17 protein-coding genes are annotated in these 17533 nt (G+C 72.5%); 13 read left to right on the forward strand and 4 right to left on the reverse strand.

Going from position 1 to position 17533, the window contains the following annotated elements:
- The first annotated feature begins 121 nt into the window (after positions 1–121).
- The 4 genes from M1203_RS29595 (at position 122) to M1203_RS29610 (ending at position 3760) form a co-directional block, all read left to right on the forward strand.
- A complete protein-coding gene (locus M1203_RS29595) occupies positions 122–847 on the forward strand; it encodes an ABC transporter permease (RefSeq protein ID WP_249952878.1) in 726 nt (241 codons plus the stop codon).
- 2 nt (positions 848–849) lie between these two features.
- The gene (locus M1203_RS29600; RefSeq protein WP_249952879.1) at positions 850–1542 is read left to right on the forward strand and encodes an ABC transporter permease; all 693 of its coding nucleotides are present in this window, start codon (positions 850–852) and stop codon (positions 1540–1542) included.
- Between the two features lie 37 nt (positions 1543–1579).
- On the forward strand, positions 1580–2566 hold the full coding sequence (locus tag M1203_RS29605; RefSeq protein WP_249952880.1) for an ABC transporter substrate-binding protein: 987 nt from the start codon (positions 1580–1582) through the stop codon (positions 2564–2566).
- A gap of 153 nt (positions 2567–2719) precedes the next feature.
- Positions 2720–3760, forward strand: coding sequence for a hypothetical protein (locus M1203_RS29610; RefSeq protein ID WP_249952881.1), 1041 nt, complete (start codon positions 2720–2722; stop codon positions 3758–3760).
- Between the two features lie 74 nt (positions 3761–3834).
- Here M1203_RS29610 and M1203_RS29615 read toward each other — a convergent pair whose 3' ends face one another.
- Both M1203_RS29615 and M1203_RS29620 read right to left on the reverse strand, forming a co-directional pair.
- On the reverse strand, positions 3835–4986 hold the full coding sequence (locus M1203_RS29615) for an NADH-quinone oxidoreductase subunit D (RefSeq protein ID WP_249952882.1): 1152 nt from the start codon (positions 4984–4986) through the stop codon (positions 3835–3837).
- A complete protein-coding gene (locus M1203_RS29620) occupies positions 4983–5972 on the reverse strand; it encodes an SAM-dependent methyltransferase (protein WP_249952933.1) in 990 nt (329 codons plus the stop codon). Before M1203_RS29620 ends, M1203_RS29615 begins: the two co-directional genes overlap by 4 nt.
- A 207-nt stretch (positions 5973–6179) precedes the next feature.
- On the opposite strand from M1203_RS29620, the gene M1203_RS29625 reads away from it, so the two are divergent.
- Entirely contained in the window at positions 6180–7382 is a 1203-nt protein-coding gene (locus tag M1203_RS29625; protein ID WP_249952883.1) for a sensor histidine kinase, read from the forward strand.
- A gap of 126 nt (positions 7383–7508) precedes the next feature.
- Positions 7509–8180 carry a response regulator transcription factor gene (locus M1203_RS29630; protein WP_249952884.1) on the forward strand — a complete coding sequence of 224 codons (672 nt, stop codon included), beginning with the start codon at positions 7509–7511 and terminating at the stop codon, positions 8178–8180.
- A gap of 72 nt (positions 8181–8252) precedes the next feature.
- Here M1203_RS29630 and M1203_RS29635 read toward each other — a convergent pair whose 3' ends face one another.
- The gene (locus M1203_RS29635) at positions 8253–9341 is read right to left on the reverse strand and encodes a DUF5937 family protein (protein ID WP_249952885.1); all 1089 of its coding nucleotides are present in this window, start codon (positions 9339–9341) and stop codon (positions 8253–8255) included.
- Positions 9342–9543: 202 nt separating this feature from the next.
- The gene (locus tag M1203_RS29640) at positions 9544–10860 is read right to left on the reverse strand and encodes a low specificity L-threonine aldolase (protein WP_249952886.1); all 1317 of its coding nucleotides are present in this window, start codon (positions 10858–10860) and stop codon (positions 9544–9546) included.
- Between the two features lie 133 nt (positions 10861–10993).
- On the opposite strand from M1203_RS29640, the gene M1203_RS29645 reads away from it, so the two are divergent.
- From M1203_RS29645 to M1203_RS29675, 7 genes are all read left to right on the forward strand, one after another.
- Positions 10994–11947, forward strand: a complete 954-nt coding sequence (locus M1203_RS29645; protein ID WP_249952887.1) for a Rossmann-like and DUF2520 domain-containing protein — start codon at positions 10994–10996, stop codon at positions 11945–11947.
- The gene (locus tag M1203_RS29650; protein WP_249952888.1) at positions 11944–12084 is read left to right on the forward strand and encodes a hypothetical protein; all 141 of its coding nucleotides are present in this window, start codon (positions 11944–11946) and stop codon (positions 12082–12084) included. The genes M1203_RS29645 and M1203_RS29650 overlap by 4 nt, the downstream gene beginning before the upstream one ends.
- Positions 12081–13100 carry a pantoate--beta-alanine ligase gene (panC, locus tag M1203_RS29655; RefSeq protein ID WP_249952889.1) on the forward strand — a complete coding sequence of 340 codons (1020 nt, stop codon included), beginning with the start codon at positions 12081–12083 and terminating at the stop codon, positions 13098–13100. Before M1203_RS29650 ends, panC begins: the two co-directional genes overlap by 4 nt.
- On the forward strand, positions 13097–14887 hold the full coding sequence (locus M1203_RS29660; protein ID WP_249952890.1) for an L-aspartate oxidase: 1791 nt from the start codon (positions 13097–13099) through the stop codon (positions 14885–14887). Before panC ends, M1203_RS29660 begins: the two co-directional genes overlap by 4 nt.
- 2 nt (positions 14888–14889) lie before the next feature.
- The gene (nadC, locus tag M1203_RS29665) at positions 14890–15936 is read left to right on the forward strand and encodes a carboxylating nicotinate-nucleotide diphosphorylase (RefSeq protein ID WP_249952891.1); all 1047 of its coding nucleotides are present in this window, start codon (positions 14890–14892) and stop codon (positions 15934–15936) included.
- Positions 15936–16733, forward strand: a complete 798-nt coding sequence (locus M1203_RS29670) for a type III pantothenate kinase (protein ID WP_249952892.1) — start codon at positions 15936–15938, stop codon at positions 16731–16733. Before nadC ends, M1203_RS29670 begins: the two co-directional genes overlap by 1 nt.
- Before the next feature lie 191 nt (positions 16734–16924).
- A complete protein-coding gene (locus M1203_RS29675; RefSeq protein WP_249952934.1) occupies positions 16925–17533 on the forward strand; it encodes a hypothetical protein in 609 nt (202 codons plus the stop codon).

Here is a 17533-nt window from a genome sequence, read left to right on the forward strand (position 1 = left end):
GTTGTGTGAAGGCCATGTTGCTGGAATGTGGCGGGCTTCCGCGAATGTCAGTGGTCGGGGTTAGGGTCGCCAGGGCATAGAGCCAGACATACGTTCGGGAAGACGGGGGAGGCGGGGATGGATGAGTACGCAAGGGTGCCTGGCGGCGAACGACTGGATCTGCGGGGAATATCTCCGCTCCCGTAGTCAGGAGTTGATCGACGCCACGGTCCAGCATGTGTGGATCACCGCGGTCTCGGTCGTCATAGGGCTGCTGGTGGCATTTCCGCTGGCCCTGCTGGCGCGGAGCAGGCCGTCATTCGCCGGACCGGTGCTGGGGCTGACGACGCTGCTCTACACGATTCCGTCGCTGGCGATGTTCTCGCTGCTGCTGCCGCTCTTCGGGCTCTCCGCCGGTCTGGTGATCACCGGCCTGGTGCTCTATTCACTGACGATTCTCGTGCGGAACATCATCGCGGGGCTCGAAGCGGTGCCGGAAGAGGCACGGGAGGCGGCCCGCGGGATGGGATACGGACCGGGGCGGCTGCTCTGGGAGGTCGAGCTGCCCCTGGCGCTGCCCGCGCTGATGGCGGGCCTGCGCATAGCGACGGTGTCGACGGTCGCGCTGACCACCGTCGGGTCGATCGTCGGCCGGGGCGGGCTCGGCAATCTCATCGAGGACGCGCTGCCGAGCTTCTTCAAGGCGCAGGTGCTGACGGCCTCGGTGCTGTGTGTGCTGCTCGCGGTGGTCGCCGATCTGCTGCTGCTCGGAGCGCAGCGGCTGCTGACGCCCTGGACGCGCATACGTCCGACACGTACGTCCGGCCGTAAAGCCGTGCCGGCCGACGCGCTGAAGGCGGTGGGCTGACCATGGGAGTTCTGGGAGAGGCGGTCAGCTGGCTGACGACCGGTGCCAACTGGTCCGGCGACAGCGGGGTGTGGCGGCGGCTGGAAGAGCACGCACTTGTCAGCGGGGTCGCCCTCGCGCTGGCGTGCGCCATAGCCCTGCCCATAGCCCTTTATCTGGGGCATATCGGCAAGGGCGGCGCGCTCGCGATCAATATCTCCAATGTGGGCCGTGCGGTGCCGGTGTTCGCCGTGCTCGCCCTGTTCATGGTCTCGCCGCTGCGCAACTCGGGCTCGGTGCCGACGATCATCGCGCTGGTGCTCTTCGCCGTGCCGCCCCTGCTGACCAACGCCTATGTCGGGATGCGGGAGGTGGACAGCGCGGTCGTGGAGGCCGCCCGGGGGATGGGCATGTCCGGGCGCCAGCTCTTCGTACGGGTCGAACTGCCCCTCGCGTACCCGCTGATCATGACCGGGCTCCGCTCGGCCTCCGTACAGGTGGTGGCCACCGCCACCATCGCGGCGATGGTGGGACAGGGCGGCCTCGGCCGGATCATCACCGCCGGCTTCAACACGTACAACACCCCGCAGGTGGTCGCGGGCGCACTGCTCGTCGCGCTGCTCGCGCTGCTCGTCGAAGGCGTGCTGGTGGCGCTGGACCGGGTCATCGACCCGGCGCCCTCGCTCGCCGCCCGGCCCTCGCGCACGACCGTCTGACGACCGACCCAATGGCTTCTTGGAGATGGTGAACCTCATGAGCAAGACCTCGCGCCTCGCGGGTGCCGTACTGGGAGTGGTGGCCCTGACCACCTCGCTCGCCGCGTGCGGCGGCGACAGCCTGGAGAAGGACAAGAGCGGCGCCGCCGACTCCGGTTCCGGCTCCGGCTCGGGGGAGAAGGGCTCGCTCGTCATCGGCGCGGCGGCCTTCACGGAGTCCAAGGTGCTGGCGGAGCTGTACGCCCAGATCCTGGGCGACGCCGGCTACTCCACGTCCGTCACCACGGTGAAGAACCGTGAGCTGTACGAACCGTCCCTGGAGAAGGGCGAGATCGACGTGGTGCCCGAATACGCCGCGACGATCACGGAATTCCTCAACGCCAAGGTGAACGGCGCCAAGGCGGCCGAGGAGAAGCCGCTCGCGTCCAGCGACGCCGCCGCGACGGTCGCCGAGCTGACGAAGCTCGCCGAGCCGCTGGGACTGAAGGTGCTGCCCGCCGGTCAGGCCGTCGATCAGAATGCCTTCGCGGTGACCAAGGAATTCGCCGAGAAGAACAAGCTGAAGACGCTTTCCGATCTTGGCAAGTCGAAGATCAAGGTGAAGATCGCGGCGGGCGACGAGTGCGAGGTCCGGCCCTTCTGCGCGCCGGGTCTGAAGAAGACGTACGGCATCGATGTGGCGGGCATCGACCCCAAGGGCGTCGGCACCCCGCAGTCCAAGCAGGCCGTCAAGGACGGTGTGGACCAGGTGGTTCTGAGCAGCACCACCGATGGCACGCTCGACAGCTTCGGACTCGTCGTGCTTGAGGACGACAAGAAGCTCCAGAACGCCGACAACGTACTGCCGGTGGTCAATGCCAAGGACGCCGGTTCGGCGGAGATAGCCGATGTGCTGGGCAAGCTGACCGACGCGCTGACCACGGACGATCTGGCGAAGTTGAACCTCAAGGTCGATGCCGAGCGTGCGAAGCCCGAGGATGTCGCCAAGGAGTACCTGGAGTCCAAAGGTCTGGTCAAGAAGTAGTGGCCGGACGGCGTCCGCGCGGTAACCGGCGCCAGGCAAAACGGAGTTCTGTAGAGGAAACAGGAGTGGATGGGGAGGAAGGCCGGCAACGGGCCGAGAAAGATTGTCCGACCGGCCCCCCATTCGGTCTCCACGCACGGTAAATTTCAGGCCATGCCACGTGGACGCCACCGCCATTCCCCACCCCTCCACAAGCTTCTGCCGCCGACGGCGGTCGCCGGAGCCGCGGTTCTCTGTGCCGCGGGCGCCTGGTTCCTCGCGGAGCCCGTGGTGCTCCGCGGTCTGGTCGCGGTGACGGCCGCCGCGGCGGTCACCGGCGCGGTCTTCATGCGTGGTTGGGACCGCGCCGCCGGCCGCCGGGTCGCCGAGCTGACGCGCGCGCGGGAGAGCGACGGCTGGAAGGCCGAGGAGCGCATAGCCGAACTGGAAGGCGACGTCGAGGAGTCGCGCGAGCTGCGCCTCAAGCTTGAGGCCAAACTGCGCGCCAAGCGGATCGAGCTGGCCGGGCTGCGCGGTGAGCACGCCGCGCTGCTGCGCCGGTACGCCACCGCGGAGACCGAGCGCGCCACCGCGCTGGAGGGGCGGCGTCAGCTCGCCCTGGAGGCGTCGGCCGTCCCCAAGGCGTTGCCCGCCGCGGGCAGCACGCCCACCAAGGCGGCGTTCGTCAGCGCCGCGCGGGCCCTGGACGAACTGTCGCGCAACGCCGCGGTCCAGCAGGCGAGGCATACGGTCGAGGCGGCGCGTGCGCGCGATCTCGCGGAGCGGTCCACGGAGGCGGGGGAGTCGCGGGGGAAGCACGCGGCGGGCGCCGGGGCCGAACAGCACAACCGCCCGTCGTCCGCCCTCCCGGCCACCCGCGTGCCCACGGCCTCCGCGATCGTCCCGTACGCCCCGCAGGGCCGTCCCGCGCGGCGGCCCGAGGGCGGTTTCGACTTCTTCGGTGCGCAGGCCACCGCGCAGAACGCGCCCGGCGGGCTCAAGAAGGCGGACGCGGACGACACCAAGGGGTCCGCACCGGCCGCCGAACTGGCGCGCGTCGAGCGCGAGGACCTCGCGGACGTGGTGGGCGAGGAGGCTCTCGCCGAGCGGCGCAGGGCCGAGGAGCGGGGTATCGGGCAGGTCATCGATCTGACCGTGCACGACGAGACCGAGCCGCTCGAAATGGGAGAGCTGCGCGACGCGATCAGCGGCTGATGACGGCAGGCCGCTGAGCGAGCGCGAGGCGGAGCGGCGAGGGGGGCGCGTGGGGGCGCGGCCCCCGGGGCGCGTTACTTGTCGATGTCGCCGACGACGAAGAACAGCGAGCCCAGGATCGCGACCATGTCGGCGACCTGCGTCCCGGGCAGCAACTCGGTCAGCGCCTGGATGTTGTTGAACGAGGCCGAGCGCAGCTTCAGCCGGTACGGCGTCTTCTCGCCCTTCGACACCAGGTAATAGCCGTTGATGCCGAGAGGGTTCTCGGTCCACGCGTACGTATGCCCCTCGGGCGCCTTCAGCACCTTGGGCAGCCGCTGGTTGATCGGCCCGGGCGGCAGCTCCGCGATCCGGTCCAGACAGGCGTCCGCCAGGGCCAGCGCGTTGTGCGTCTGCTCCAGCAGACATTCGAACCGCGCCAGACAGTCGCCCTCCTCGCGGGTCACGACCCTGAGCGTGTCGCGCAGTTCGCCGTACGCGAGGTACGGCTCGTCGCGGCGCAGATCGAAGTCGACCCCGGAGGCGCGGGCGATCGGCCCGGACACCCCGTACGCGTGGACCGTCTCCCGCGACAGCACCCCAACCCCGCGGGTACGGCCCCGGAAGATCTCGTTGCCGAGCACCAGCCGGTCGTACACGTCCATCCGCGAGCGCACGGACGCGATCGCGGACCTGGCGCGCCCCTGCCAGCCCGCGGGAAGGTCCTCCTTGAGGCCGCCGACCCGGTTGAACATGTAGTGCATCCGGCCGCCGGAGATCTCCTCCATCACGCCCTGAAGCTCCTCGCGCTCCCGGAACGCGTAGAACACCGGGGTGATACCGCCCAGTTCGAGGGGGTACGAGCCGAGGAACATCAGATGGTTGAGCACCCGGTTCAGCTCGGCGAGCAGCGTTCTGGTCCATACGGCGCGCTCGGGCACCTCCATGCCGAGCATCCGCTCGACGGCCATCACCACGCCCAGCTCGTTGGAGAACGCCGAGAGCCAGTCGTGGCGGTTGGCGAGGACCAGGACCTGCCGGTAGTCGCGCGCCTCGAAAAGCTTCTCCGCGCCCCGGTGCATATAGCCGATGACCGGCTCCGCCTGCTGGATCACCTCGCCGTCGAGCACGAGCCGGAGCCGGAGCACCCCGTGGGTGGAGGGGTGCTGCGGGCCGATGTTGAGCACCATGTCCGTGCTCTCGGCCGCGCCGCCGATACCGACCGTCGTCCGGGTGGTCTCCGTCATGGGCGACAGTCTCTCAGAGCGCCGGTCGTGCCTCCGATGATGCCTCCGATCGTGCCTTCGCCCGTGCCTCCGCTTGTGCCTCCGAGGCCGATGGGCTGCATGAGCCAGCCGAAGTCCCCGAGGCCGCCACGGGCCGTCAGCTCCGCCGCCTCCCCGGCCGCCGCGAGCGCCCGCACATAGGCCGCCGGATCCGTGGTGGCGAGGGACAGCGGCGGCCGTCGGCCGCTCACCCCCAGCCGGTGCAGGGCCTCGCGCTGGCCCAGCAGTTCCGCGCCGGGCAGGGCACAGGCGTCCAGCGCCACATGGGCCGTGAGATCGAGGGTGCCGTCCGGTACGGGGGGCACCTCCCGGCCCGCCCGGAAGCCCGTCAGAGTACCGAAGGGCGGCCGGGCGTCCCGTACATGCGCGTAGTCGACCGCGACCGCGAGCCCCCGCTCCAGGGTGGCGACGGCCGCCGCCCACGCCTCGTCGCGCGGCCGGCCGATCTCCGCGCGGGTGCCGGGGCCGGCCGGCGGCCACCAGCGGGCGAGCCATTCGGCGTCGGGGCCCTCGACCGGGTCGCCCGGTTCCTCGGAGCCGTCCGGCCGGACGAGGACGTACCGTACGACCCCGTCGGGGCCGGTCTCGGCGATGTCGACGGGGACGTTGTCGAGCCATTCGTTCGCGAAGAGCAGCCCGCTCACCCCGGGCGGCGGCTCCGGGCACCACTCGATACGGGGGTCCAGGCCCGTGGGACGCGGGGCGCGCTCGACGGCGTACGGCCGCACCGCGAGCCCGTCCGGGAGCGCGGCCAGGACCCCCGAAAGCAGCTCGCCGCGGCCCGCGCCGACATCGACGAACGCCACCTCGTCCATGCCCAGCCGCTCGGCGGTCCCGGCCAGCAGCCGGGCGACCGCGGCGGCGAAGAGCGGGGAGGCGTGGACCGACGTACGGAAGTGCCCGGCCGGTCCCTCGGGGCGCAGATAGAAGCCGTCCGGGCCGTACAGCGCGCGCTCGGCTGCCGTACGCCAGCGGAGCGCTCCGGGGGCGCACCGGCCGTCCGTCGCGCCTCGCGCCGTACCCGGAGCCCCGGGCGACTTACACGTCTCATCCGTCACGGCGTCAAGTCTCCACCTTGGGGAGTACGATTCCGCCGATCGGATCGGCCCTCCGGCTGACCCGTCCCCCTTGTCCGCCTCACTACGCTGGGTTACGTGCAGCGCTTCTACGACTTTCTCCGCGGACACCCGACGGGCGTCGACAGCTTCTGGGCTGTCCTGCTCTTCGGGCTGTCCCTGTTGTGGGTGGTGCAGGACAACGAGGGCGTCGGCACGAGGCTGGCGGCCATCCCGCTGGTCCTGCTGCTGAGCCTGTCCGTCGCGCTGCGCCGTCGCGCGCCGGAGAAGGTGCTGCTGCTCGTGCTGGGCCTGGGCCTCGCCCAGCTCGCCCTGGATGTGCGGCCCAATCCGGCCGACTTCGCGATGCTCGTGATCATCTACACCGTCGCCGCGCAGGGCGGGCCGCGCTGGGCCTCGCGGCTCGCGCTGACCGGCGGACTGCTCGCCACCCCCGCGGCGCAGGCGCGCTGGCGGGACGATCCCACCGAGAGCGTCCTGGGCCAGGTCTTCGTCACCATCGTCATCTGCGTGCCGTTCGTCCTCGCCTGGGTGCTCGGCGACTCCGTCCGTACCCGCCGGGCCTATCTCGACCAGCTGGAGGAGCGCGCCACCCGGCTGGAGAAGGAGCGTGAGGCGCAGGCCAAGGTGGCGGTCGCCGCCGAGCGGGCCAGGATCGCCCGCGAGCTGCACGATGTCGTCGCGCACAACGTCTCCGTGATGGTGGTCCAGGCCGACGGCGCCGCCTATGTGCTGGACGCCGCCCCCGACCAGGCCAAACAGGCACTGGAAACCATTTCGAGCACCGGCAGGCAGGCGCTCGCCGAGATGCGCAGACTGCTGGGCGTGCTGCGGACCGGTGACGCCAAGGAGGGCGGCGAATACGTTCCGCAGCCCGATGTCGGACAGATCGAGGAACTGATCGAGAACGTGCGGGGCGCCGGGCTGACCGTGGACTTCCGGATCGAGGGCACCCCGAGGCCGCTGCCCAGCGGGGTGGAGCTGACCGCGTACCGCATTGTGCAGGAGGCCCTCACCAACAGCCGCAAGCACGGCGGACCCGATGTGGGCGCCAGCGTCCGTCTGGTCTACTTCGACGACGGGCTCGGGCTGCTCGTCGAGGACGACGGGCGGGGCGCGGCCCACGAGCTGTACGTGGACGGCGGGGCCGACGGGCGCGGTCATGGGCTCATCGGCATGCGGGAGCGGGTGGGTATGGTCGGCGGCACACTGGACGCCGGGCCGCGCCCCGGCGGCGGCTTCCGGATCAGCGCGCTGCTGCCGTTGAAACCCGCGCACTGAGCGGTGCGCCGAAACAGCGCACCGAACGGCGCACCGAACAGCGTGTCGGCCGCGCGGTCGGCACAAGCGTCCGCGCCCAGCCCCTCTCACCGGCCCACTTCCTCCTACCGGACAAGGACCCCGCAGATGTCGATCCGCGTCATGCTCGTCGACGACCAGGTGCTGCTGCGCACCGGATTCCGTATGGTGCTGGCCGCGCAGCCCGACATGGAGGTCGTCGCGGAGGCCGGGGACGGCGCGGAGGCGATCGAGAACCTCCGCGCCACCGCCGTGGATGTCGTCCTGATGGACGTCCGTATGCCCCGGCTGGACGGCGTCGAGGCCACCCGCAGGATCTGTGCGGAGCCCAACGCTCCGAAGGTGCTCATCCTGACCACCTTCGACCTGGACGAGTACGCGTTCTCCGGGCTCAAGGCCGGGGCGAGCGGCTTCATGCTGAAGGATGTGCCGCCGGGCGAACTGCTCAACGCGATCCGCTCGGTGCACAGCGGTGACGCCGTCGTCGCCCCGTCCACCACCCGGCGGCTGCTGGACCGCTTCGCGCCGATGCTGCCCAGCCAGGACAAGCCGCGGCACAAGGAGCTGGACCGGCTGACCGACCGCGAGCGCGAGGTCTTGCTGCTGGTCGCGCAGGGGCTGTCGAACGGGGAGATCGCCGGCCGGCTGGTGCTCTCCGAGGCGACCGTGAAGACGCACGTCGGCCGGATCCTCACCAAGCTCGGACTGCGCGACCGCGTGCAGGTGGTCGTCCTCGCCTACGAGACGGGACTGGTGCGGGCCGGCGGCGGGGGAGGCTGAGCCGGGCGGGGCACTTCGCGCTGCTCGCCGAGCACATCCGTACGGACCGGCCGACCCCGGGGTGGCGGGCCGTCAGCGCAGCACCCCCTCCAGGAAGTCGCTCCCGAGCCGGGCCACCACGGCGACATCCAGCTGATGCAGCACATAGCGCCCGCGCCGCTGGGTCGTCAGCAGCCCCGCCTTCCGCAGCACTGCCAGATGCCGGGAGACCTCGGGCGCGGTGATCCCGTACGTATCGGCCAACTCGCCTGTCGAGTACGAGCCGCGGGCCAGGCTCCGGCACAGCCGCATCCGCATGGGGTGGGCGACTGCCTCCAGCCGCAGCTTGACCGTGTCGACGGACGTGGCGTCCGTCAGCTCACGCGCGGAGACCGGATACTGCACGACCGGCCGCCAGCCGGGCGTGTGCAGCGCCACCAGATGGGGCCAGCCGAAGGCGGTGGGCAGGAACGTCAGCCCCCGTCCCGTCGCGGCCCCACGGCCGTGGGCCAGCTTGTCGATCACGATCCTCGTACGGAGCCCGTCCTCCTCCAGCGCGATGGCGGGGGAGACCGCGGCGACGGCCTCCGCGAGGCCCTTGCGGCGCAGCATCTCGGTCTTGTGCCGGGCGTCGGCGGCGAGCTGGACCCGGACGCGCCGCCAGGTGTCCGCGAAGAACGCCTCCTCGCAGTCTTCGAGCAGCCGCCGTATCCAGGCCCTGACCCCGGGCGGATCCGCCAGCATCTGGCGTACGAACGCGGCTTGGCGTGGACCGCGGGCCGTCGCCAGCTCCAGCGCGCGCCGCCGCACGTCCGCGTCGACGAGCGGCGAGGGCAGCCCGTCGCCGTACTGGCTGGCGCAGGAGATCTCCAGGGCCGCCGCCACATACGTCTCGTCGTCCACCAGATCGAGGTCGTCCAGCTCCTCCGCGAGGGTCTCCCGGGGCACGGCGGGCAGCAGGATGTCGGCGCGGGCCGACCGCCAGAGGAAGTCCGCTTCGTGCAGCCGGTCGGCCAGCTCGGGCTTGAGCGCGGCGCTGGTGGTGGTGATCCAGCCGTGCAGCCCGGCGTGGTGTGCGGGCTCGGAGAGCACGTGCAGGGCGGCACCCAGCTCCGCCAGCGGGGACGGGCCGAAGGTGATCCGCTCCCGGGGCAGGCCGGTGATGTCGATGAACACGCTCATGAAGCCATGGTGCACGCCGCCACTGACAACCGGTCCGCCGATTGACGGCCCGCGTCAAGCGGGGCGGACGCGGACGCGATGGGGCGGGCCCGGAGGGCACCCCTCCGGACCTGCCCTCCGCACCCGCCTTCAGGACCGTTCAGCCCCTGAGGACCGGTTCAGCCCCTCAGGACCGTTCAGCCCCTCAGGACCGTTCAGCCCCTCAGGACCGCGCCTCCAGCACCCGGGTCACGAACTCCTCGACCGCCGCCCGTACCTCCTCCGCCGTCCACTCCAGCCCCGGCTCCCCCACCGTGACCTCCGTGAAGGCAAGACCGCGAAGGGCGGCGGGCGGCGGCGACCAGACCCGGAACAGCGCCGTCTTCGTCTCCTCCGCCTGCCGCACCGCCGCCTCGTTCAGCACATCCGGGGTGTACGGCAGCCACACCTGGAACTGATGGGTGTGCGGCGGCTCCGGGTGTACGCGGAACCACGGGACGGCGGACGCCGCCAGGCCCTCCGCCAGCGCCGCGGCCACCACGCGCGCGTGCGCCACGTACGAGGGCAGCTTCGGCAGTTCGCGCTCCAGGCCCAGGAGGGCCGTCAGCGCCGCCGGGTACTGCTCGAAGACCTGGCCCCCATAGCGGTGCCGCCAGACCCGCGCCTCCTCCACCAGCTCCCGGGGACCGGCGAGCACCGCGCCCGACAGCCCGCCGAGCGACTTGTAGAAGGACACGTACACGCTGTCCGCGAGCCCCGCGATCTCGTCGAGCGGACGCCCGAAGTGCGAGGCGCACTCCCACAGCCGCGCGCCGTCGACATGCACCACCGCGTCCCGCTCCCGCGCCGCGGCCACGGTCGCCACCAGCTCGTCCCAGGACGGCAGGACGAACCCCGCGTCACGCAGCGGCAGTTCCAGCATCAGCGTGCCGAAGGGCTCGGCCAGGTCGTGGATCTCCTCGGCGGTCGGCAACCGCGGTTCCTTGGTCGGATGGACCGTACGCACCCCGCTGACCACCGACAGCGCACCGGCCTCGTGCACCTCGGGGTGGGCGAGCGGATGCAGCGCCACCGTGCTGTTGCCCGTACGCCCCGCCCAGCTGCGCAGCGCCGCCTGCTGCGCCATCGTGCCCGTCGGGAAGAAGGCCGCGGCCGGGAATCCGAGCAGCGCGGCCACCCGTCGCTCCAGCTCCGCGACGATCCCGTCGCCGTACAGGTCCGGATGCTCGTCCATGTCGTACACGGACCCCGCGTCCGCGGCCAGAGCGGTCAGCCGTTCGCCCATCGGCAGGTCCATCGGCGCCCGGAGCATCAGCCGCTCCGAGGCCCGCCACGCGGCCAGTCTGCGTCGCCGCGCTTCCTGCGCGGTCTTCTCGCTGTCGGGCCACCCGGCCTCTTGGATCCGATCGGCGCGGTCAGCCCCGTCAGCCCGGTCCGCCCGGTCAGCCCGGTCTGCCCGGTCGGCCTGATCGAACAGGTCGGCCCGGTCCGCCCGGTCCGCCCGATCGCCGCCACCGGCCTGCTCACTTGTCTTTCCCATGGACCGATCATCGCCCACGCGCGGCCCCCTGCCCACAGCCTGTGGACAGCCAAGTGGCGGGCCGCGAGGCTGGCGTAGCATGGCGAGAAATCGTCCGGTACCCACCGCGGACTGGAACGGAAGGCCCCACCGCGTGAACCCAACAGCACAGGAACCCCTCGATCCCCGGGACCGCCCCGCGCGGCTCACGGTCGGTGTCGTCGGAGCGGGCCGCGTCGGCCCGGCCCTGGCCGCGTCGCTCCGGCTCGCCGGACACCGTCCGGTCGCCGTCTCGGGCGTATCGGACGCCTCTGTGCGGAGGGCCGCCGCGCTGCTGCCCGACATCCCGATCGTCACCCCCGCCGAAGTCCTCGCCCGCGCCGATCTGGTGCTGCTGACCGTTCCCGACGACGCCCTGCCAGGACTGGTCGACGGGCTCGCGGAGACCGGTGCCGTACGGCCGGGACAGCTCCTCGTGCACACCTCGGGGCGGTACGGCGCCAAGGTGCTCGACCCGGCCCTGCGCGTGGGCGCCCTGCCGCTTGCCCTCCACCCCGCGATGACCTTCACCGGCACGTCCGTGGACGTCCAGCGGCTGGCCGGCTGCTCCTTCGGCGTCACCGCCCCCGAGGAGCTGCGGCTGGCGGCCGAGGCGCTGGTCATCGAGATGGGCGGCGAGCCCGAGTGGATCGCGGAGGAGTCGCGTCCGCTCTACCACGCGGCCCTCGCCCTGGGCGCGAACCACCTGGTCACGCTGGTCGCCCAGTCGATGGAGCTGCTGCGCACCGCCGGGGTCGAAGCGCCCGACAGGATGCTCGGCCCGCTGCTCGGCGCCGCGCTGGACAACGCGCTGCGTTCCGGGGACGCCGCGCTCACCGGGCCTGTAGCGCGCGGGGACGCGGGTACGGTCGCCGCGCATGTCGCGGAGTTGCGCACACACGCGCCGGGCGCCGTGGCGGGGTATCTCGCGATGGCCCGTACGACCGCGGACCGGGCGCTGGCACACGGTCTGCTCAAGCCCGAGCTGGCGGAGGACCTTCTCGACGTCCTTGCCGGCGGCGACGCCCTCGGGGACGCCCGCGGCGACGGTGCCGGGGACTCCCGATGACCACACGCACGCTTCTTGACGCGCGTCCTGACGCGCATCTGAAGAGGACCGCCAAGGGCACGGCGAAGAGGACCGCCAAGGGCACCGCGAAGAGCGCCGCGCACGCGCATCCTGGAGACGTGGAGACCATCCGATGAGCCTCGAACTCGCCCCCACGCGCGCGGACCTCGACCGCCTCCTGGAGAGGCGCGCGGCCCCCGGCCGTATCGCGGTGGTGATGACCATGGGGGCGCTCCACGACGGGCACGCGAGCCTCGTACGGGCCGCCCGCGCCCATGCCGGTGCCGACGGGTTCGTGGTGGTCACCGTCTTCGTCAACCCGCTCCAGTTCGGCGCGGGCGAGGATCTTGAGCGCTACCCCCGCACGCTCGAAGCCGATCTGAAGACCGCGGCGGAGGCGGGCGCCGACGCCGTCTTCGCACCGTCCGCCGACGAGGTCTACCCGGGCGGCGCCCCCCAGGTCACGATCACCGCGGGCGCCATGGGCGCGCGGCTGGAAGGCACCTCGCGCCCGGGACACTTCGACGGCATGCTGACCGTCGTCGCCAAACTGCTCCACCTCACCCGGGCGGACACCGCGTTCTTCGGCCAGAAGGACGCCCAGCAGCTCGCCCTGGTCCGCCGGATGGCCCGCGATCTGAACTTCCCGGCCGAGATCGTCGGCGTACCGACGGTCCGTGCCGATGACGGTCTCGCGCTCTCCAGCCGCAACCGCTATCTGTCGGTCCCCGAGCGCCGTACCGCCCTCGCGCTCTCCCGGGCCCTGTTCGCCGCCCGCGACCGGCTCGCCGCCCAGCAGGCCCTGCGCGCCCGCGCCGAGTACGCGCCCACGCCCGGCGCGCGGGCCGCCGCGCTCTCCAAGCTGGGTGAGGCCAGGCTCGCGGCCGACGCCCACGCGGTGGCCGCCGCCGGCAGCGCCGGTGAGGACTGGAACGGGGCGGACGGCGTACGGGCCGCGGCCCGCGCCGTCCTCGACGAGGCGGCCAGGAGCGTACCGCCGCTGGCCCTCGACTATCTCGCCCTTGTCGACCCCGCCGACTTCACCGAGGTCCCCGACGACCACACCGGCGAGGCGGTCCTCGCCGTCGCCGCGCGCGTCGGTGCCACGCGGCTGATCGACAACATCCCGCTGACCTTCGGAGCCTCCCAGTGACCGGAACCGGTATACGGCTGACCGCCCCCGCGCCCGGCTGGGCCATCGACGCCGATGTCGTCGTGGTCGGCTCCGGCGTCGCCGGTCTCACCGCCGCCCTGCGCTGCACCGCCGCCGGGCTCCGTACGGTCGTCGTCACCAAGGCCCGGCTCGACGACGGCTCCACGCGCTGGGCGCAGGGCGGCATCGCCGCGGCGCTCGGCGAGGGCGACACCCCCGAACAGCATCTGGCGGACACCCTCGTCGCGGGCGCGGGCCTGTGCGACGAGGAGGCGGTCCGCACCCTCGTCACCGAAGGTCCGGCGGCCGTACGGCGGCTGATCGGCACGGGCGCGCACTTCGACACCTCCGCCACCGGCGAGCTCCAGCTCACCCGCGAGGGCGGCCACCACCGCCGCCGTATCGCCCACGCGGGCGGCGACGCGACCGGCGCGGAGATCTCCCGCGCCCTGGTGGAAGCGGTACGCGACGCCGCGCTCCGTACGGTCGAGAACGCGCTGGTCCTCGACCTGCTGACGGACGAGCGCGGCCGTACGTCGGGCGTCACCCTCCATGTGATGGGCGAGGGCCAGCACGACGGCGTCGGCGCGGTGCGCGCCCCCGCGGTGATCCTGGCCACCGGCGGCATGGGCCAGGTCTTCTCAGCGACGACCAACCCCCCGGTCTCCACCGGCGACGGCGTGGCGCTGGCGCTGCGTGCGGGCGCGGAGGTCTCCGACCTGGAGTTCGTCCAGTTCCACCCGACGGTGCTCTTCCTCGGCACGGGCGCGGAGGGCCAGCAGCCGCTGGTCTCGGAGGCGGTACGGGGCGAGGGAGCCCATCTCGTCGACGCAGACGGCGTCCGTTTCATGCTCGGACAGCACGAACTGGCGGAGCTGGCCCCCCGCGACATCGTCGCCAAGGCGATCACGCGCCGGATGCGGGAGCAGGGCGCCGAGCACATGTATCTGGACGCCAGGCACTTCGGCGCCGCGATGTGGGAGACCCGCTTCCCCACCATCCTGGCGGCCTGCCGGGCGCACGGCATCGACCCGGTCACGGAGCCCGTCCCGGTGGCGCCCGCCGCCCACTACGCGTCGGGCGGAGTCCGCACGGATCTGCGCGGGCGGACGACCGTACCGGGGCTGTACGCGTGCGGCGAGGTCGCCTGTACGGGCGTCCACGGCGCGAACCGGCTGGCCTCCAACTCCCTCCTGGAGGGGCTGGTCTTCGCGGAGCGGATAGCGGCGGACATAGCGGCGGACATAGCGGCGGGCGGTACGGCGGACAGCACCGCCGACGGCACGGCCGATCCCGCCCCGCCCCCCGTCGAACCGTCGGCCACCACCGTCCTGCTGCCGCTGATCGCCCCCGAGGCCCGCGCCGGAATCCAGCGGATCATGTCCGAGGGCGCGGGCGTGCTCAGATCAGCCGGCAGCCTGGGCACCGCCGCCGCGGCCCTGGAGGCCGTGTACGAGCAGGCTCAGGACCACGACGGCCCCGGAAAGGCGGCCGTCCCCGGCGTCGAGTCCTGGGAGACGTCGAATCTGCTCTGTGTGGCCCGGGTCCTGGTCGCCGCGGCCCTGGAGCGCGAGGAGACCCGCGGCTGCCACTGGCGCGAGGACCGTCCGGAGCGCGACGACGCCGACTGGGCCCGCCATCTCGTCATCACCCTGACGCCCGACCGCCGGCCGGTACTGCGCCGTACCGCGACCGCCGCGTTCCCGCCCGTGGACCCCGGTCCTGTGGCCATCGCCGCACCCAGCTCCGCAACTTCACCCCCCGCCGACGCCCCCAGGGAGCCGTAACCGTGAGCACGCCCGAAGACAGTCCGCGCCCCGAGCCCGTGGACGTACCGCTCATCCAGATCGGCGCCCCGGCCGCGGCGCCGGCCCCGCCGGGCGGCTGCGGCGACGGCTGCGGCTGCTCCGCGGGCGAGGACGGCTACGGACCCGACGACCTGGAGTGCGGCCTCGACCCCGCCCTCGCCCAACTGCTCGCCGACGCGGGCCTGGACCCCGTCCAGGTCGAGGACGTCGCGCATGTCGCCGTCGCGGAGGACCTCGACCACGGCGTGGACGTGACGACCGTCGCCACCGTCCCCGAGGACGCCGTCGCCACCGGCGACTTCACCGCGCGCGAGGGCGGTACGGTCGCGGGCCTGCACATCGCCGAGGCCGTGCTCTCCCTCGTCTGCACGGAGGAGTTCGCCGTGGAGCGCCACGCCGCCGACGGCGACCGTGTCGAGGCCGGCCAGAAGCTGCTCAGCGTCACCACCCGCACCCGTGATCTGCTCACCGCCGAGCGCAGCGCGCTCAATCTGCTGTGCCGGCTCTCCGGTATCGCGACCGCCACGCGCGCCTGGGCCGATGTGCTCGAAGGCACCGGCGCCAAGGTCCGCGACACCCGCAAGACCACTCCCGGGCTGCGCGCCCTGGAGAAGTACGCGGTGCGCTGCGGCGGCGGGGTCAACCACCGGATGTCGCTCTCCGACGCGGCCCTGGTGAAGGACAACCACGTCGTCGCGGCGGGCGGGGTCGCCGAGGCGTTCAAGGCCGTACGGGACCAGTTCCCCGACGTACCGATCGAGGTCGAGGTCGACACCCTCCACCAGGTCCGCGAAGTCCTGGACGCGGGCGCCGATCTGATCCTGCTGGACAACTTCACCCCGGCCGAGACCGCGGAGGCCGTGGCCATCGTCGCGGGCCGCGCGGTCCTGGAGTCCTCGGGCCGGCTCGTCCTCGGCAACGCGCGCGCCTACGCGGAGACGGGCGTCGACTTCCTCGCGGTCGGGGCGCTCACCCACTCCTCCCCGATCCTCGACATCGGCCTCGACCTGCGAGAGGCCGGCGCCTGATGCTGCTCACGATCGACGTCGGCAACACCCATACCGTCCTCGGCCTGTTCGACGGCGAGGAGATCGTCGAGCACTGGCGCATCTCCACCGACGCGCGCCGCACCGCCGACGAACTCGCCGTGCTCCTCCAGGGACTGATGGGGACGCACCCGCTGCTCGGCGACGAACTGGGCGACGGCATCGAGGGGATCGCGATCTGCTCGACGGTCCCCTCCGTCCTGCACGAACTGCGCGAGGTGACCCGCCGCTACTACGGGGATGTCCCCGCCGTCCTCGTGGAACCCGGCATCAAGACGGGCGTGCCGATCCTGATGGACAACCCCAAGGAGGTCGGCGCCGACCGCATCATCAACGCGGTCGCGGCGGTCGAGCTGTACGGGGGCCCGGCGATCGTCGTCGACTTCGGTACGGCGACGACCTTCGACGCGGTCAGCGCGCGCGGTGAGTACGCGGGCGGTGTGATCGCCCCCGGCATCGAGATCTCGGTCGAGGCGCTCGGCGTCAAGGGCGCCCAGCTCCGCAAGATCGAGCTGGCCAGGCCGCGCAGCGTGATCGGCAAGAACACCGTGGAGGCGATGCAGGCGGGCATCCTGTACGGCTTCGCCGGCCAGGTCGACGGGGTGGTGGCGCGGATGGCCCGCGAGCTGGCCGAGGATCCCGAGGAGGTCACGGTGATCGCGACCGGCGGCCTGGCACCGATGGTGCTGGGCGAGGCGTCCGTGATCGACGAGCACGAGCCCTGGCTCACCCTGATCGGCCTGCGCCTGGTGTACGAGCGCAACGTCTCGCGTATGTGAGCGGGCGGGGGGCGCGGCCCTGCCCCGTGGCCGGGGCCAAAGAGCGGGGTCCCTCCTCAGTCCGTCCGTCCCTCGTTCGTCCGTCCCTCGTTCGGCGGTCGGGCCGCGCCAGAAGAGGGGCGTTAAGCCGATTTTGTCCCTTTGGCGCGTAGTGTCGCCGCATGCCCACGCCATACGGATCACGCGGCGGCATGGCCTTCGGTGCGGACGAGCTGAGTGTGCTCCGACGTGCCCTCGCCGTTGCCCTTCACCCCGCCCCGCTCCCGAACGAGGACGTCCGGGCCTGCCTGGCCCTCGCCGAGTCCGTGGACGAGGCGATGCGCGAGGCCGGGCGTCTGCGGGCCTTTCTCCAGGCCGACCTCGCGAGGTACCGGCAAGCGCTTCCCGGGTCCCTCACGGGCTATCTGGAGCTGCTCCAGGACGCACTGGCGGCCGGTTACCACCCCCGGCCCGACGACCTCGCGGCGCTGCGCGCCCTGCGCGCCAACCCGGTCGCGGCGGCCCTGCTCGACCGCTGCCGGCGGCTCACGGACCGCTCGGTGGTCGCCCATCTGGCCGGCGCCCGCGCCGCCACGGCCCCCGCTCCCCGCACCCGCCTCCTCGCGCTCCCCGGTGGACGAGCCGCCGACGAACCGGCCCAGGAGCCCCGCGAACCCCACAAGCCCGACAAGCCCCGCGAGCCCCGCCGGCCCGAGCGCCCCGAGCACCCGGAGAAGGACCGGCCGATGCCCAAGCCGTCCGAGGTCTTCCCGCCCCGCCGCCGACCCGCGCCCCCGCCGGAGGAGCGCGCCGCCGGATAG

Source organism: Streptomyces sp. 35G-GA-8 (assembly GCF_023534745.1).
Taxonomy (GTDB): domain Bacteria; phylum Actinomycetota; class Actinomycetes; order Streptomycetales; family Streptomycetaceae; genus Streptomyces.

Bases quoted from the DNA above. Each gene is read 5' to 3' on its own strand.
- M1203_RS29595 (WP_249952878.1), top strand. From the start codon at position 122: ATGAGTACGCAAGGGTGCCTGGCGGCGAACGACTGGATCTGCGGGGAA.
- M1203_RS29600 (WP_249952879.1), top strand. From the start codon at position 850: ATGGGAGTTCTGGGAGAGGCGGTCAGCTGGCTGACGACCGGTGCCAAC.
- M1203_RS29605 (WP_249952880.1), top strand. From the start codon at position 1,580: ATGAGCAAGACCTCGCGCCTCGCGGGTGCCGTACTGGGAGTGGTGGCC.
- M1203_RS29610 (WP_249952881.1), top strand. From the start codon at position 2,720: ATGCCACGTGGACGCCACCGCCATTCCCCACCCCTCCACAAGCTTCTG.
- M1203_RS29615 (WP_249952882.1), bottom strand. From the start codon at position 4,986: ATGACGGAGACCACCCGGACGACGGTCGGTATCGGCGGCGCGGCCGAG.
- M1203_RS29630 (WP_249952884.1), top strand. From the start codon at position 7,509: ATGTCGATCCGCGTCATGCTCGTCGACGACCAGGTGCTGCTGCGCACC.
- M1203_RS29635 (WP_249952885.1), bottom strand. From the start codon at position 9,341: ATGAGCGTGTTCATCGACATCACCGGCCTGCCCCGGGAGCGGATCACC.
- M1203_RS29640 (WP_249952886.1), bottom strand. From the start codon at position 10,860: ATGGGAAAGACAAGTGAGCAGGCCGGTGGCGGCGATCGGGCGGACCGG.
- M1203_RS29650 (WP_249952888.1), top strand. From the start codon at position 11,944: ATGACCACACGCACGCTTCTTGACGCGCGTCCTGACGCGCATCTGAAG.
- panC (WP_249952889.1), top strand. From the start codon at position 12,081: ATGAGCCTCGAACTCGCCCCCACGCGCGCGGACCTCGACCGCCTCCTG.
- M1203_RS29670 (WP_249952892.1), top strand. From the start codon at position 15,936: ATGCTGCTCACGATCGACGTCGGCAACACCCATACCGTCCTCGGCCTG.
- M1203_RS29675 (WP_249952934.1), top strand. From the start codon at position 16,925: ATGGCCTTCGGTGCGGACGAGCTGAGTGTGCTCCGACGTGCCCTCGCC.